This is a genomic window from Paenibacillus sp. M-152 (genome assembly GCF_003856555.1).
Classification (GTDB): domain Bacteria; phylum Bacillota; class Bacilli; order Paenibacillales; family Paenibacillaceae; genus Paenibacillus; species Paenibacillus polymyxa_C.
On record NZ_CP034141.1, the window covers coordinates 4,656,436 to 4,671,749 of the forward strand.

Below are 15,314 nucleotides of genomic sequence, written 5' to 3' on the forward strand. Positions count from 1 at the left end.
TTCATTACCTCCACCGTTTCCGTTCAACCACTTGGATGCTAAATAGCAAAAAGAGCGCCGCCACCGTCACGTAGTACAATACATCGGCTCCATTCAGCAATCCTTTGGTGAAACTATCAAACCGTGCAGTTAGTGAAAAAGGTTCCAGCCACTGCTGCAGCGCCGCAGATGCGCCCGTTTGTCCACCAAACGAATCCAGCATCCAGAAAACGAGTAAAAGAATAAAACTGACGACCGCTGACATCATCTGATGCTGTGAAAGCGTTGATGCGAATAAGCCGATTGCCATCATGGCTGCGCCAAGCATAAACAGGCCGATCACGGATGTAAATACCAGCGTCCAATCCAGCGTCCCATAAAAGGACATCACGACCGGATACGCCAGGCTGCACAGTACCAGTATGAGCAACATGCCTAGCGATGCCAAAAATTTACCCATCATGATTTCCGTTACACTCACAGGTGAGGTAAGCAGCAGTTCATCCGTACCCTGCCTGAATTCCTCTGCAACCAGCCGCATCGTGAGTAATGGGACAACAAACACCAGCATGGACAATGTATCACCGAGTACCAGCCGATAGTCCAAAATACTAGGCTGATACATCACAAAGTTCGTGTAAAATAGTAACCCCGTCAGCAGCATGTACACCGCAAGCGCAAAATACGTCGTTGGGGTCCATAGATAGGCTTGCAGCTCCTTTTGACAGACTGCGAACAAACGCCTCATGACCGATTACCTCCTGTATCCTTGTCTTCTTCAACCTTGTTATCGCTGGCCGAGGCTTCTCCATGATCCGCCGTGATGACCGTTGCTTCATTCTTAGAGGTATGTAGATCATGAACCGCTGGATCGCCGCCCTGACCTTCTTCCGTCTCGCGAGTCGTTAACTGCTGGAAGATATTTTCCAAGCTTAGGTTTTCTTTTTTCATTTCCAAAATCGGAAGCTTCGCATCCGACAGCACAAAAAACAGCTCTTCGCGAAAATCCTTATCGGAAGCTCCTGTAAGCAACAATTCGGTCAAATCCTGCTCTGTGGCAGTCAGCTTCGTATTCACTGATGGCAGAGTAGGCGCCAAAGATTCAACTTGTACTTTTCCCCAAGCTCGTATAACATCCATTACCTGCTCACGCTTGCCTTTGACCTCCAGTTTCACCTTGAATCCATCTTCCATCGAACCGCCGAGCGCGTCAGGACGCCCGTCCATGACCAGTTTCCCTTCGTGAATGATCAGCACCCGATTGCACAAAGCATCCACCTCGGGCAAAATATGCGTGCTGAGCAATACTGTATGATTTTCACCAATCTCCTGAATGAGCTGACGAATCTCTAAAATCTGATTGGGGTCTAAACCCGAGGTCGGTTCATCCAACACTAATAAATCCGGATTATGAATAATTGCACCTGCCAGCCCCAGACGCTGTTTGTACCCTTTGGACAAGCTACGGACCAATTGTTTTTCACGTCCATTCAGGCCCAGCCGGGAAATCATCTCCGAAATACGCAGCTTCTGCTCTCTCACAGGCACGTCCCGAATACTAGCTACAAACTTTAAGTAGGACCTTACAGACATATCCCCATACAAAGGGGGCGTCTCCGGCAGATAACCGATTTTGGAACGAGCCTGTCTCCCTTTATCCTGAATCGGGATACCATCAATCGTAATTACTCCCTCGTTTGGCTGAAGATATCCTGTAATCATGCGCATCGTGGTCGTTTTACCCGCACCATTTGGCCCCAAGAAACCAACAATTTCACCGCGCTGCATTTCAAAATCCAACTTATGTACGCCCCGGTTGCCCTCATACCACTTGCTCACCTGCTGCACTTTGAGCACATGTTTCACCCTTTCTTTGTTCGTAATCTTCTCCCTGCTGTTCCTCTCCCCCAAAATGTTGCATGAGAAGCAGTCAGTAGCGAAGCGAGAGATTTGAAGCTGGAGAAGCGCCAGCGTTCGCGGAACGGTCTCATTCCCGCTGCTCCCCTCCCCCAAAATGTTGCATGGGAAGCAGGCAGTAGCGAAGCGGAGGATTTGAAGCTAGAGAAGCGATAGCGTTCGCCTTTGCTGTAGGATTCTTACCTATAAATATCTCATCTAATCCAAAAAGAATCCTACAGCAACAGCGATCGGAAGCTCAAACCCTTCGCGAAGCGGTCTCCTCGCACTTCATGCTACACTTTTAATTTCTAATGATAATCCCCCACATATAGCTTCAGCTTAACATCACTTAAATAGAAGCTTAAAATAATGTGTCTAAAATGTGAACATAAAATGCTACATCTAATATCATTACGTCTACCGTTGGGTACGCCCGGTTCATAAGGTATTGAATATATTGTGGAAGGTGAAGAACACAGCATCCGATTAGACCAGCTCCGCTTGTATCATGCCCGTTGGGACGAGTGCATCGCTACGATGCAACAGCATCTTGCCATGCCGCAGGCGCGCTGGGCCGATAAACGCAGTGCACTATATGATCTTGAAGCCCTCGCTTGCTACGAGTTGGGTCTAATGCACAAAGCATGTGAGTTTGCGAAAGAAGCAACAGAGCGCTCCCCGGAAGATTCTCGCCTCAGCCATAATTATGCGCTGATTCGAGCCAGGCTTCCGTAGAAACCCACACCCCGTCCTGTAGGTTGAATAACTTGGTATAAGAGCTTGTGGTTGGCAAAGGAGGTTTTTGATATCAAAGTTCTATTTACTTTTTATATACCGAGCGGTGGCGTGGAAACCTTGAACCGTCAACGCTGTAGAGCGCTCATTCAGGACGGGATTGAATGTCATCTTCTCTATTATCGGCAGGGTACAGGGATGCAAAACCTGCACGGCGATATTCCGGTGTTCATGACTTCCTCTGAAGAAGAAATTCGAAATCTGGTGGAATCTCATCGGTACGATGCAATTATTATCTCTTCGGACTATCCTATGCTCCCTAGACTGCGAATGTTGGGCTACCAAGGGATACTAATCTATGAATCACAGGGCTTTGGCACTCACGAAGAAGCAGCAAGGGTTGTCGCAGATGCCGTTCCGTATCTTCATAACCATGCAAATGCGGTACTTCTACCGGAAACAACTCACCTCGTACAGCTATTTTCCAGCATATGTCCATGGCTTAATCGTTTTGTATTCCCAAATGTTCTGGATACTAACGTATTTAATTATGTACCTAACACTCCCCCGGCTAATCCGGTCATTGCATGGGTTGGGCGATTGGAGCCCAATAAAAATTGGAGGCATTTTGTCGACATCTCTTACTGGATGCTAAAAAATCGTGCCGATCTTCGGATTTGGATGTTCTATGATGACACCTTGTCTCAGCCGGAGGATAAAATACAATTCGAGGACATGCTTGCTCAGCTTGGTATGTCCACGATTATCGAGCGTCTTAAAAGCGTACCTCATGCTAAAATGCCTTTGTATTATTCCATGATTGGCGACTCAGGCGGGTATCTGCTCTCGACTTCGCTGGTGGAAGGATTCGGCTATGCGGTAGCTGAGGCGATGGCCTGTCGTTGTCCGGTGTTAAGCTCTGATTCAGACGGGGTACGAGCATTCATTAATCACAATGAAACTGGTAAATTTTATCAGCAGGGAGACATTTTACAGGCGGTACTGCAAGGACTGGAACTGATGAACAACGTACCTCATCGCGAATCTATCCGCCAGAAGGGGCGTACACGGATCGTTAACCTGTTGGCGCCGGATAAATATGTGCGCTCCTTCCGACAGATGATGAACTCGTTGGGGGTATGGTAACCTGTTATTGTAGTACATGCTGCAAAATCTGTTTCCATATTAAAAAAAAAGCTGACGACAACCCTATTTTTACACAGGGTTATCGTCAGCTTGATGAGTTATCTCTCTATTATTGTATTGGGATTCTATCTGATCCTCAATAAGCGACCTCCTACATGAATATCCTTAGATTCTTCAGCTAAGATATCTGTGTACACCGCAGTATTGGTTACAATAACAGAGGTGGTGAGATCATATCCTTCATTCACTATAGCTTTTGGATCAAATTCAACCAGCTTGTCCCCTGTTCGAATCGTATCTCCTTCAGACACAAAAGAAGTGAAATGTTTTCCTTTCAAGCTGACCGTATTAATTCCAATGTGAATGAGCAGTTCAACTCCATCCTCAGAGATCAGTCCAATCGCATGTTTTGTTTTGAAAACGGTAACAACAGTTCCGTTAAAAGGTGCGTAAGCTACTCCTTCTAGGGGGATAATCGCGGCTCCCTGACCCATCGAACCACTGGAGAAAGCCTCATCTTTCACTGCGGTCAAACGAATCAATTCACCGTTTAAAGGACTGAATACCGTTTTTTCTTCCTCTTTGCTTTCATTTGCAATTTTAATATCAGGCGAAGGTTTTGCATTTTTATAGCCGAAAAGATAGGTCAGTATAAATCCGACTACAAAAGCTACAACCAAAGATATGATAAAGCCTATGAAGCCTGTATCTATCCCCTTTGGATTAATGAATAAAGGTATACCAAAAATCCCGCCTGAAGCAAATCCATATGCTGTTGAGCCGAGTAAGCCCGCTACAGCTCCTCCTATACCCCCAGCGATCGAGGCTAAAATAAACGGTTTTTTGGTAGGTAGCGTAACTCCGTAAATAGCTGGTTCCGTAACCCCCATCAAACCCGCGATTGTGGCAGAAGTGGCAATGGGTTTTAATTTAGGGTCCCGTGATTTCAAAGCAATGGCAAAAGCCGCACCTGTTTGCGCAAACGTAGTACAGAACAGCATACCGTTAATCGGATCAAACCCGTTCGTAACTACATTATTCAGGAGAATCGGAATGAACGCCCAATGCAAGCCGAAGATAATAATGCCCTGCCAGAACCCGGCCAGAATGAGACCAGCTATAGCCGGACTTAACTGGTAAATCCACATGGAGCCTTTGGCTAACCCATCGCTGATTATAGTTGCTATCGGCCCGACAACCAGAAAAACAATCGGTGATATAATGACCAAGGTCAGAAAAGGCACAATGAACATTTTAATGGAAGCAGGTGCATACTTACTTATAAATTTTTCAACCTTAGCTGCCAAGAACGCCCCAATAATGATAGGTATAACAGAAGAAGTATAATTAATCAGAACGACAGGTATGGTCAAAAACGACAGTGCCGTTTTATCCGTAAAGGCGGAAGTCATGGTTGGGTACACCAAGGCGGCCCCTAAAACAGCAGACAGATACGGGTTTCCTCCGAATTTTTTACCTGCTGAAAACCCTAGAATAACCGGAAAGAAATAAAACATAGCGTCTGCTGTGGCATATAAAATTTTATACGTACCCATCTGATCAGTCATCCAGCCCAGTGATGTGCATAAGGCCAACAGTCCCTTTAAAATCCCGACAGCGGCGAGCACACCAACAACGGGCATAAACACACCTGAGATTACATCGACAAATCGGCTGAACAGGCTCCCTTTTTCATTCTTTTGATCGTCTTCAACCGCCTGGTCTCCAGGCTTTACTCCCATCGTATCCAAAAGAGCCTCGTATACTTTGGGAACCTCATTCCCGATCACCACCTGGAATTGGCCGCCACTTTCCACGACGGTAATAACACCGTCAATCTGTTTGATTTTTTCTTTATCTGGCAATTGATTATCCTTCAGTTTAAATCTCAAACGAGTGACACAGTGAATGACACTGTTCACATTGTCGTTTCCCCCCACCGATCTAAGCACTTCTTTGGCTGTCTTTTGGTAATCCATCATGATCACTCCTACTTGGATGCGTTATCTACTTTTCTACTCCACCTGTTGCCTTACTCCTATTCTTCTCCTGTTTTATTTCGTTCCGATGATCACAACATCACTTTCAAAACCATGCATATCAATGACAGATTGATCAGCCTGGGCATCTACCTCCGTTTGGGCAAATCGTCTCTCCGCTAAATCAATGGTTATAAACTTGTAGTCCTGTAAATTCATACTTAGCCGCACCTTCGTGTTAACCGGGATATACAAGACGATGGTATTCTCGTTCCCCGCAGCTCTGATCTCCTCTGTCTTGTTTAAAACAATATCCAGCGGCTTTATGCCGATCAGATTGTACATTTCAAATAAATATTTAATAAAGGAATAATCCCATGCGCCCTCAAAACGCAGTGCCGTTCTCCAATCATAGGGACTATCAAAGCCCTCTCCTTCTACAATTCCGAACTTCTTGCCTTTTTTATGCCAGCTCCAAATGCCATGCGCTCCATAGGTAATTCCCGCTCCCCCGCCTGCGAGTAGACTTTGCCATGCTGCTTTTCTAGCATCCAGTGCGGTGTATCTACCATACACATTGCGGCTGTAACTGATCTGTTCATAGCAAGGTTCTCCATTGATGACGGGACGGATCTCCGGCTTGTGGTAAAAATGCTGGGCAATCTCGTGGGCGACATGCTGAAACTGAGAATTATGTCCTGATTGATACATATAAAATCCAAGACCCTTGTGTTGCTCAAAAGCTTCAGGAATTTCCCTCAATCTTCCTTGGATATGCAGTGCAGTTAGGCTTGCCGGGCTTAATTGCTGTACCGTTTCCAGCGCCTTCAAATAGTATGCATTAGCACGTTCTGTAGGAAAATCAGTATCCCCGCTGATCAAATAAACAGGCTCGAAGCGGGAATAGCGGTTTACAACATAAGTTACATAGCTTTCAACGCAATCCAGCGGCATTTTATTGCCCTTCTGGAACATTTCAGCCCATGTATCCGGTACATAATTACACCACAGAAGTACCAAGGCTGGAATAAAGCCGCGCTCTACAGCCATCTGGATCATGACTTCTGCCCGGTCAAAATAGGCTACGCTTAATGTGTGATAGTCGAAATCTCCATTTTCCAGTAATGCAAACGGTTGTAGATTCAGGTCTGATTCGCTGGCATCCCATTGCCGGAGCATGTTGATTTGCAAAACGTTGAATCCCTGCATCTTTCGATAGTCCAGGTAATCGCTCCACTCTTCAATCGTGGCGTTGGTAAATACGCTCCAGACGGTATCTGCCAAGTAAAAGAAAGGCTTGTCCTTTTCCACAAAACTTCTTTGATTTTTAGCAATACTTAAACTCAAACAAATCACCCTTTCGCTCATAAACATAACTAAACTAATGTATAATTTTATACGATATTGAATAAAATAAACTAAATAAAGCGTTCACAATTGAATATTAACACTATGTATCTGAAAAGGTCAACTCATTTTGTGCGACATTTGTTTAGTTTAATTTATAAACTAAACTTTATTATATAATCATGATATAATTTATATAGTTTAGTCCAATGGGAGGTTCCATGTTGAAAATAGATGATATTGCAAAGCTTGCCGGTGTTTCAAAATCAGCCGTCTCTTTAGCATTTAATAACAAACCCGGTGTTAGCGAAGAAACCAAAGAGCATATTTTAAGAATTGCCCACGAGCATGGATATAGACCACGTACCATGAAGTCAAATAAGGAATTTACGAAGAGTCACCATGTCATTCGTTTTGTTGCATGCAAAAATACAGGCATCGTGACCGAGCAATATGAATCACTTCCATTTTTCAATGAATTGATCCATCATATTACCAATCAAGTGAGAGAACATGGCAATACTTTGATTTTTTCATCATTTGATAGCCATAGCCTGGAGGCAGAGTTGTCTGCTCTGGAAAAGGACCAGCCTTCTTCAGGTATACTTCTGCTGGGCACCAATCTAACTGCCGAGATTATTCATTCCTTACAATCTATTCATTCCAATATCGTAGTTTTGGATACCTGCTTTGAACACGTTGATGCCAGTTTTGTATCTATTAATAACTATCTTGGAGGGTACCAGGCAGGCCAATATTTAATCCAGTCCGGTCACAGAAATATAGGATACGTACAATCCAGTACCAGAATTCTTAACTTTACAAAACGAAAAGAGGGGTTCATGGCTGCTTTAGAGGAGCACAATCTTGCCATAGATCACGGGCTTACATTCAATATGCATCCGATGCTTGTAATGTCACAGGAATCATTTAAAACAGCTATTCATGAACTGAATGAGCTGCCTTCAGCCCTATTTTGTGAGAATGATTATATGGCAATCAGTGCTATTAAAACGTTTCAGGAAATGAACATTCGAGTGCCTGAACAAATTTCTGTCATGGGGTTTGATAATATTCATGAAGCCAAGGTCATTAGCCCGGAACTCACAACCATTCATGTGAAAAAGGATATTTTGGCCCGAACGGCTGTAAATTTGCTGATGGAAAGACTTAATCACAATCAGGAGCATCATACTCAGGTTCTCGTGAATACAGAGGTTATTGAAAGAAGGTCTTGTATAGACGCAGAATTATAATCAAGTGAATAGAAAAAGGCCGCCTATATGGCGGCCTTTTCCAGCATCCGATTCACATCGAACATTTCAAATGCTCAACACTCGTTGAAATCTTCCTCTGTCAAATCCAGATTTACGCTCGCAGCAGTTCGACTGCCGTCGGCCGCAGCAAAAATCAACTGAGAAGGCATGAAGTACGAAGAATCCCCGGCAGCATATACACCAGGTATGGAGGTTCTCCCCGCTCCATCCGTTTGGATCCCGCCCGACTCTGTCCTTTCACAGCCCAAATCTCCTCCAAACGGTGTACTTTGTACAAATTGGGGGGTCACAAAGCCGCCGACTCTCGGGACTTGAGTGCCGTCCGTAAAGGACGCATACTCCAGCTGCCCGTGGTGACCGATGAACGCTGCAACAGGCTGCTCCATGACCACGACTCCTTTAGATTGAAGTCGTTCTTTTTGCTCGTCCGACAAGAATGCCTGACCGTTCGTGCAGACAAGCAAATCCTTACTCCAGTTCAGGAGCAGTTTGGCTGTATGATATATAGCTGGCGACTCAGAGACGAGGACAAGCGGTTGATCCCGTAGCTCCCAGCCATCGCAATAAGGGCAATTAAACAAACTTTTCCCGTAGAACGTATAAAAACCTTCGATCTCAGGGAATACCTCCTTTACGCCCGTCGCCAGTATCAATTTTCGCGCTTGAACACGAAGGCCTGAAGAATCAAACACCTCGAATATGGATTCTTTTTTCGTAACCGAAATAACCTCGGTTGGCAGATGATGGACAGACGGATAACGTAGTACTTCCTCATAAGCTACACGGCGGAACTCGGCCGGCGTTACGCCGTCTCTCGTAATGAAACCGTGCGACGCATGCGTAACCGCATTTCTGGGTCGGTTATTATCGATCAAAGCCACACTTCTCCTTGCCCTGCCAAGCACAAGGGCTGCATTCAATCCAGCGGGACCTCCCCCAATAATAGCGCAATCGTACAGCATAACACTCAGCTCCTTTTCCAAAAGATATTAAAGACTCTTTATATCTATAATAAAAACAAAAAAACTTCACATCACTAGCGACCACCTTCTCTCTTTATATAGTCGCTACCCTTATATTTGCGCTTGCTGTTGGGCTAAATCGACCAATTTCGTACTTTTAAGATGGCTCTCCATTTTCTCCTCCGCTTCCCTCATTACAGCTTGAATCAGACATTCTGATCCATGGACAAAATCACATTCAAACAAAGAATTCGTCCCTTCAATCGCATGGATAATATCCAAAAAGGTAATATCGTCTTTATTGCGGGATAAGCGATAACCTCCATTGGCTCCAGAGACCGATTCGATCATCCCCGCTTTCACAAGCCTCGTCAAAATTTTTGAAAGATACGTAGGTGAGACATTTTGGGACTCGGCCAATTGCTGAACACCTACGGGCTTCACCGAAGAATCCGTAACGAGCATGAGCATCGTGTGCAGTGCATAATTGGTTGCTTTGGTAAATTTCATAACTACACCTCAATCACAGACTTATTGTATCTATAATATCTTTGAATATACTGGGGTGTCAAGATCATAGGTGATTTGCGCTGTGGTTAGTTCTTCTTTTGGTTACGCTCTAAGCATTGTATACTGTTCATCAGAACAGCTCAGGAAGGGGGTTCGTTTTGCGTATTTTTGATATTCTGCGTATATTGGTTGCTGAACAGATGATCAAGGGTGAACATTTGGCGAATGCATTGAAGGTATCTTCTCGAACCATACGAACAGATGTAAAGGAATTGAATGCACTGTTGTCACGGCATGGAGCAGCTGTCAAACCCCTTAAAGGAACAGGCTACAAGCTAGAGATTCAGGACGAACAAGCATTTCATCATCTGCTGAAGCAATTAAAGGACTATGAAAACAATGTGCCCCATCAATTAGCGAGTTCTTCTGAAGCCAGACATCGTTTTTTAATAAAAAAACTGCTGCTTACTCATGCATACGTCAAACTTGATGATTTAGCTGAGATGCTGTACGTTAGCCGATCTACTTTACAGAATGACCTCAAAGAAGTGCGCAAATTACTGTCAACTTATGGACTATCGCTGGAGAACAGACCCTATCATGGTATTCGAATTAAGGGGAATGAGGCCAAGCTGCGTTATTGCATTTCCGACTATATATTTAACAGGACAGATCAAATAGGCGGGCAACAGATGCCCCACCCTTCTTTGATCTCTAACGAAGAGCTGGAATTCATAAGAGAAGTGATTCTGGAGCGGATTGAGTATCATGATATTCAGTTGTCAGACATTGCCCTGAACAATCTGGTCATTCATATCGCTATAGCATGTAAGCGTATTCGTGAAGAGAGGTATGTATCGTATTATCCTCAAGAGATGAAAAAAATCGAAGCGCAAAAAGAGTTTAGGGTCGCGACTGAGATCGTATCTGCTCTGGAACAGAACATGAAACACTCCTTTCCACTTGTTGAAATTGCGTACATTGCTGTGCACTTGCTGGGTGTAAGGACCGTTGTCAGGGTCCATATGGATGAAGTAGAGATTAAAAAAATTATTGATAAAAATATTTACGAACTGACGATCGAAATATTAGACCGAATCGATCAGCAGTTGAACATGAACATTCAAAACGATCAAGAATTGCTGATTGCATTTTGCCTTCATCTCAAACCAGTCCTGAATCGTTATCAATACGGAATGAATTTGCGCAACCCCATGCTGGATGAAATCAAAGCCCACTACCCGCTAGCTTTTGAAGCAGGCATCATTGCTGCGGAAGTTATCAAACAGCGACTTCATATCCACATCGAGGACAATGAAATTGGGTATTTAGCCATTCATATCGGAGTCGCAATGGAGAGAAAGAAAGTGGAGGGCACACCCAAAAGATGTATGATCGTATGTGCATCTGGACTCGGCAGCGCAAAGCTGCTGTACTACAAGCTTCAATCCGTTTTCGGTTCCAGGCTGGAGATCGTAGGAACCACTGAATTTTATAAGCTGAGGCAAATGCCGTTGGATGCATTGGACTTTATTATTAGCACGATCCCCATATCAGAACCGCTTTCTATCCCCATGATCCATGTGAATACATTTTTGGGCAGTTCGGATATTACTAAAATTGAACAAGCCATCTCAGAGTCAAAACTTCCTGCTGTACAGTATATTCGAAAAAAATTGATCTTTCTTCAGCAGAAGTTGGATAACAAACGGCAGGCACTTGAATTCATAGCCGAAAAGATACAAGAAGCAGGTCTTGTAAAAGGTCCTTTGTTGCAATCTGTGATAGAGCGTGAAGCTGTTTCCCCCACTTCATTTGGCAACTTTGTCGCGATTCCGCATCCGCTGGAACCTTTTGCTGATTCCACGTTTTGGGCCATTTGTACATTACAAAAAGCTATCGACTGGGATGGCAAGCCCGTACAGTTTATTTGCATGCTCTGCATACAGCGCACCAAATCAGAAGATTTACAAAGTATGTATCATATTTTGCTTAACATTTTAAATCATGAAAAGCTAGTCCAGCAGCTTATTCGCTGCAAAACATACACGGAATTCGTAGAGGTGCTGCATAAAAATAGTTGAAAATTAGCAGGATGCAAGTAAAGGAGAAATCAGAAGCCTATATGGCAGGGATTTCTCTCTTTTTATGTTTAGTAGGAGAGATATCAACTAGAAAGACCGATTGATTTCCGTTAAGAAGAGGAAATAATATGCGTTATGTTGAAAGCGATTCCAAATTATAATGGCGATACGAGCAAATGAATGAAAGGAGTCAAGAACATATGAATAATGATGAATCAGTAGAACACGCTGTGAACATGGAGGACATGGATGATACAGAGATCGTATTCCAAATTATATTATACGCTGGGAATGCGCGCAGCTCGGCGATGGAAGCGATTGAGCTTGCAAAGGCGGGCAAATTTCGGGAATCCAAAGAAGAACTGGCCTCAGCTAAAAAAGAACTGGTGTCTTCCCACAAAATTCAAACCAGAATCATTCGTAAGGAAGCAGCCGGTGAAAAAACAGAGATGTCGGTCATGATGGTGCATGCCCAAGATCATTTGATGAATGCCATCACCATTCACGATATGGCCTCGGAGTTTATAGACCTGTATGAACGCATTGATCAGCTCGGATTAAAATCGTAGAGGGAGGGCGCTAGCCATGGCTTTCAAAGACAAACTGGTCGATGGCCTCACATCGGTGGCAAATGCAATCAACAATTTTAAATATATAATAGCAATCAAATCAGCTTTTATCACCTTAATGCCTGTTATTATTGTGGGTGCTTTTGCTGTACTGATCTCCAATATGGTTATGGACCCAGTCAATGGTCTGGCCCATTTTAAGCCATTCTCATTCCTGGCAGAGTACAAACCGATTTTCTCAAGCATTAACTATGCCAGCTTGAATATCCTCACCATTCTAGCTATTTTTATGATTGGCCTGGAGCTAGGAAAAATTAATGGAGAGAAAAATCTTTTTCCTGGTTTACTTGCCCTCATCTGTTTTATCTCTGTGACCCCAACCACAATCGAGCTGATGGTTAACGGAGAAATGCAAAAAGTAACGGACGTCATCGCCCGTCAATTCACAGACACCAAAAGCTTGTTTTTGGGTATTTTCATAAGTATCCTATCCGTTGAGCTATACAACAAACTGGGCAAGTCCGATAAGCTAAAGATTAAAATGCCTGAAAGTGTTCCTAGCAATGTAGCCGTTTCTTTCTCCGCACTCATCCCTTCCATTATTACGGTAACTGTTTTCTCGATGCTTGGATTCTTTTTCCATAAATTTACGGGGCTCTACCTGTACGATGCTGTCTATAATGTGGTGCAACAACCTCTGGAGACCATAGTCCAAGGGCTGCCAGGTATACTGGTACTCATGCTGGTTGCGCAAACCTTCTGGGTGATCGGTATTCACGGAAACCAAATGGTAAAGCCCATCCGTGAACCTCTGCTGCTTGGAGCGATTACGGTCAACATGACTGCATATGATCAAGGGCTCCCCATTCCGAACATTATTACGATGCCTTTCTGGGATGTATACATGAGTATTGGAGGTTCAGGAGTTACGCTGGCCCTTTTAATCAGTATTATGATTGCTTCCAAGCGTGAGGATATGAAGGAAATTACCAAGCTTTCACTTGGGCCAGGTCTGTTTAATATTAATGAGCCTGTCATTTTCGGACTTCCGATTATGCTGAATCCATTGATGGCGATTCCTTTCATTATAACTCCACTCATCACAGGAACAATTGGTTACTTCTCGACGTTGCTTGGATTCGCAGGTAAAGCTGTCGTTATGGTTCCGTGGACTACTCCGCCTATTATTAATGCCTACCTGTCTACAGGTGGAAGCATTGGCGCCGTCGTAACGCAGATTATTTGTATTATGGTAGCCATTATCATCTATTTTCCGTTCGTCAAAATTGCCAACAAGCGAACGACTGAATAATGCGCTACTGTAGAGATACACCCGTAGAGGATCGCCTTGGGGAATCTATAGAATGAAAAGGAGAAGCATGTCATGGCTAAACACACAATACAAATTCCGCCGAATTTTATTATGGGGGCAGCGGCTTCCGCCTGGCAGACAGAGGGATGGAGCGGTAAACAGGAAGGTCAAGACTCGTATCTGGACTTATGGTACAAAAATGACCGCTATGTCTGGCACAATGGATATGGACCCGCAGGTGCAACCGATTTTTATAATCGTTATGCCGAGGATATTGCCCTGATGAAGCAGATTGGGCTAACTCATTATCGCACTTCTATTAATTGGTCCCGCTTCTTAACGGATTATGAGAATATTGTGGTGGATGAAACCTATGCGGATTATATGGGCAGGGTCATTGACGAGTTGATTGCAAGCGGAGTCGAGCCGATGATTTGTCTGGAACACTATGAATTACCTGCTTATTTGCTCGACAAATATGAGGGCTGGTCTTCCAAGCATGTGGTAGAGCTGTTTGTGAAATATGCGGAAAAGGTGTTTGAACGGTACGGGGATCGAGTCAAGCACTGGTTTACGTTTAATGAGCCCATTGTTGTACAGACTCGCGTCTATCTGGATGCCCTTCGCTATCCCTATGAACAAAATACGCGGAAGTGGATGCAATGGAACTATAACAAAACGCTGGCTACCGCGAAGTGTGTACAGCTTTTCAAAGCCAAAAATTATAGTGAGAACGGGGCTAAAATAGGAGTTATTCTGAATCCCGAAGTGACCTATGCCCGATCCAGTGCCCCTCATGACCAGTATGCAGCACATGTGTATGATCTATTTTACAATCGAGTATTTCTGGACCCGCTTATTAAAGGCGAATACCCGCAAGAATTGTTCGAGCTCATGAGCAAGCATGATATTGCCTTTGAAGCTACGGCGGAGGAACTGGCCTTGATTAAGGAAAATACCGTTGACATCGTTGGAATCAATCTCTATTATCCCCACCGGGTCAAAGCGCAGAGTAAAGCGTGGAACGAGAACATTCCTTTTCACCCCTCTTACTACTACGAGCATTTCGACCTTCCGGGTAAAAGAATGAACAAGTCACGGGGCTGGGAAATTTATCCTGAAATCGTTTACGATATGGGAATGCGTATCAAGAACGAATATAACAATATCGAGTGGTTTGTTGCGGAAAATGGCATGGGGATTGAAAATGAAGCTGTTTTTAAAAATGAGGAACACATCATTCAGGACGACTATCGCATTGACTTTATAACTGAGCATTTATACTACACGTTACAAGCCGTAGCAGCAGGCTCCAACTGTACAGGTTATATGCTGTGGGCCTTCACAGACAATGTTTCTCCTATGAATGCTTTTAAAAATCGCTATGGACTGGTGGAAATTAACCTGGAAAATGATCGAAGTCGCCATTTGAAGAAATCCGGCTACTGGTATCAATCTGTTATCAAGGAACGCTTGTTTGTTGCTAATCTGGATGAAGAGTATAAATAGTTAAAA

At 44.0% G+C, this 15,314-nt stretch carries 13 protein-coding genes; 7 read left to right on the top strand and 6 right to left on the bottom strand.

The window, feature by feature from the left end:
* Nucleotides 1-4: 4 nt before the first annotated feature.
* Both EGM68_RS20320 and EGM68_RS20325 read right to left on the bottom strand, forming a co-directional pair.
* Nucleotides 5-727 carry an ABC transporter permease gene (locus tag EGM68_RS20320; protein WP_013372800.1) on the bottom strand — a complete coding sequence of 241 codons (723 nt, stop codon included), beginning with the start codon at nt 725-727 and terminating at the stop codon, nt 5-7.
* The gene (locus EGM68_RS20325) at nt 724-1,836 is read right to left on the bottom strand and encodes an ABC transporter ATP-binding protein (RefSeq protein ID WP_129549907.1); all 1,113 of its coding nucleotides are present in this window, start codon (nt 1,834-1,836) and stop codon (nt 724-726) included. Before EGM68_RS20325 ends, EGM68_RS20320 begins: the two co-directional genes overlap by 4 nt.
* A 93-nt stretch (nt 1,837-1,929) precedes the next feature.
* Between EGM68_RS20325 and EGM68_RS26425 the strand changes: the two genes are divergently transcribed.
* Together EGM68_RS26425 and EGM68_RS20335 are read left to right on the top strand one after the other, a co-directional pair.
* Nucleotides 1,930-2,052 (top strand): hypothetical protein, encoded by a 123-nt coding sequence (locus EGM68_RS26425; RefSeq protein ID WP_276311660.1) that lies wholly within the window; start codon nt 1,930-1,932, stop codon nt 2,050-2,052.
* Between the two features lie 612 nt (nt 2,053-2,664).
* Complete coding sequence (locus tag EGM68_RS20335; RefSeq protein WP_129549908.1) at nt 2,665-3,759, top strand: glycosyltransferase family 4 protein; 1,095 nt, start codon at nt 2,665-2,667, stop codon at nt 3,757-3,759.
* 125 nt (nt 3,760-3,884) lie between these two features.
* On the opposite strand, the gene EGM68_RS20340 is transcribed toward EGM68_RS20335, so the two are convergent.
* Both EGM68_RS20340 and EGM68_RS20345 read right to left on the bottom strand, forming a co-directional pair.
* A complete protein-coding gene (locus tag EGM68_RS20340; protein ID WP_129550353.1) occupies nt 3,885-5,738 on the bottom strand; it encodes a beta-glucoside-specific PTS transporter subunit IIABC in 1,854 nt (617 codons plus the stop codon).
* 75 nt (nt 5,739-5,813) lie between these two features.
* Nucleotides 5,814-7,094 carry a glycoside hydrolase family 140 protein gene (locus EGM68_RS20345; RefSeq protein WP_129549909.1) on the bottom strand — a complete coding sequence of 427 codons (1,281 nt, stop codon included), beginning with the start codon at nt 7,092-7,094 and terminating at the stop codon, nt 5,814-5,816.
* Nucleotides 7,095-7,309: 215 nt separating this feature from the next.
* On the opposite strand from EGM68_RS20345, the gene EGM68_RS20350 reads away from it, so the two are divergent.
* On the top strand, nt 7,310-8,341 hold the full coding sequence (locus tag EGM68_RS20350; protein WP_129550354.1) for a LacI family DNA-binding transcriptional regulator: 1,032 nt from the start codon (nt 7,310-7,312) through the stop codon (nt 8,339-8,341).
* Nucleotides 8,342-8,415: 74 nt separating this feature from the next.
* On the opposite strand, the gene EGM68_RS20355 is transcribed toward EGM68_RS20350, so the two are convergent.
* Both EGM68_RS20355 and EGM68_RS20360 read right to left on the bottom strand, forming a co-directional pair.
* On the bottom strand, nt 8,416-9,324 hold the full coding sequence (locus EGM68_RS20355; protein WP_129549910.1) for an NAD(P)/FAD-dependent oxidoreductase: 909 nt from the start codon (nt 9,322-9,324) through the stop codon (nt 8,416-8,418).
* A 111-nt stretch (nt 9,325-9,435) separates the two neighbouring features.
* The gene (locus tag EGM68_RS20360; protein WP_129549911.1) at nt 9,436-9,834 is read right to left on the bottom strand and encodes an Rrf2 family transcriptional regulator; all 399 of its coding nucleotides are present in this window, start codon (nt 9,832-9,834) and stop codon (nt 9,436-9,438) included.
* A gap of 158 nt (nt 9,835-9,992) precedes the next feature.
* On the opposite strand from EGM68_RS20360, the gene EGM68_RS20365 reads away from it, so the two are divergent.
* The 4 genes from EGM68_RS20365 to EGM68_RS20380 all read left to right on the top strand — a co-directional run bounded on the left by EGM68_RS20365 (nt 9,993) and on the right by EGM68_RS20380 (nt 15,308).
* A complete protein-coding gene (locus tag EGM68_RS20365; RefSeq protein ID WP_129549912.1) occupies nt 9,993-11,918 on the top strand; it encodes a BglG family transcription antiterminator in 1,926 nt (641 codons plus the stop codon).
* A gap of 200 nt (nt 11,919-12,118) precedes the next feature.
* Nucleotides 12,119-12,487: a PTS lactose/cellobiose transporter subunit IIA gene (locus EGM68_RS20370; RefSeq protein WP_013372812.1), complete on the top strand. Its 369-nt coding sequence runs from the start codon at nt 12,119-12,121 to the stop codon at nt 12,485-12,487.
* Between the two features lie 16 nt (nt 12,488-12,503).
* Nucleotides 12,504-13,799, top strand: a complete 1,296-nt coding sequence (locus EGM68_RS20375; RefSeq protein ID WP_129549913.1) for a PTS sugar transporter subunit IIC — start codon at nt 12,504-12,506, stop codon at nt 13,797-13,799.
* 72 nt (nt 13,800-13,871) lie between these two features.
* Entirely contained in the window at nt 13,872-15,308 is a 1,437-nt protein-coding gene (locus EGM68_RS20380) for a glycoside hydrolase family 1 protein (RefSeq protein ID WP_129549914.1), read from the top strand.
* The last annotated feature ends 6 nt before the right edge of the window (nt 15,309-15,314 follow it).

Excerpts from the sequence above, each read along its gene's own strand:
- EGM68_RS20380 (WP_129549914.1), top strand. The coding sequence starts at position 13,872 with ATGGCTAAACACACAATACAAATTCCGCCGAATTTTATTATGGGGGCA.
- EGM68_RS20320 (WP_013372800.1), bottom strand. The coding sequence starts at position 727 with ATGAGGCGTTTGTTCGCAGTCTGTCAAAAGGAGCTGCAAGCCTATCTA.
- EGM68_RS20340 (WP_129550353.1), bottom strand. The coding sequence starts at position 5,738 with ATGGATTACCAAAAGACAGCCAAAGAAGTGCTTAGATCGGTGGGGGGA.
- EGM68_RS20375 (WP_129549913.1), top strand. The coding sequence starts at position 12,504 with ATGGCTTTCAAAGACAAACTGGTCGATGGCCTCACATCGGTGGCAAAT.
- EGM68_RS20370 (WP_013372812.1), top strand. The coding sequence starts at position 12,119 with ATGAATAATGATGAATCAGTAGAACACGCTGTGAACATGGAGGACATG.
- EGM68_RS20360 (WP_129549911.1), bottom strand. The coding sequence starts at position 9,834 with ATGAAATTTACCAAAGCAACCAATTATGCACTGCACACGATGCTCATG.
- EGM68_RS20355 (WP_129549910.1), bottom strand. The coding sequence starts at position 9,324 with ATGCTGTACGATTGCGCTATTATTGGGGGAGGTCCCGCTGGATTGAAT.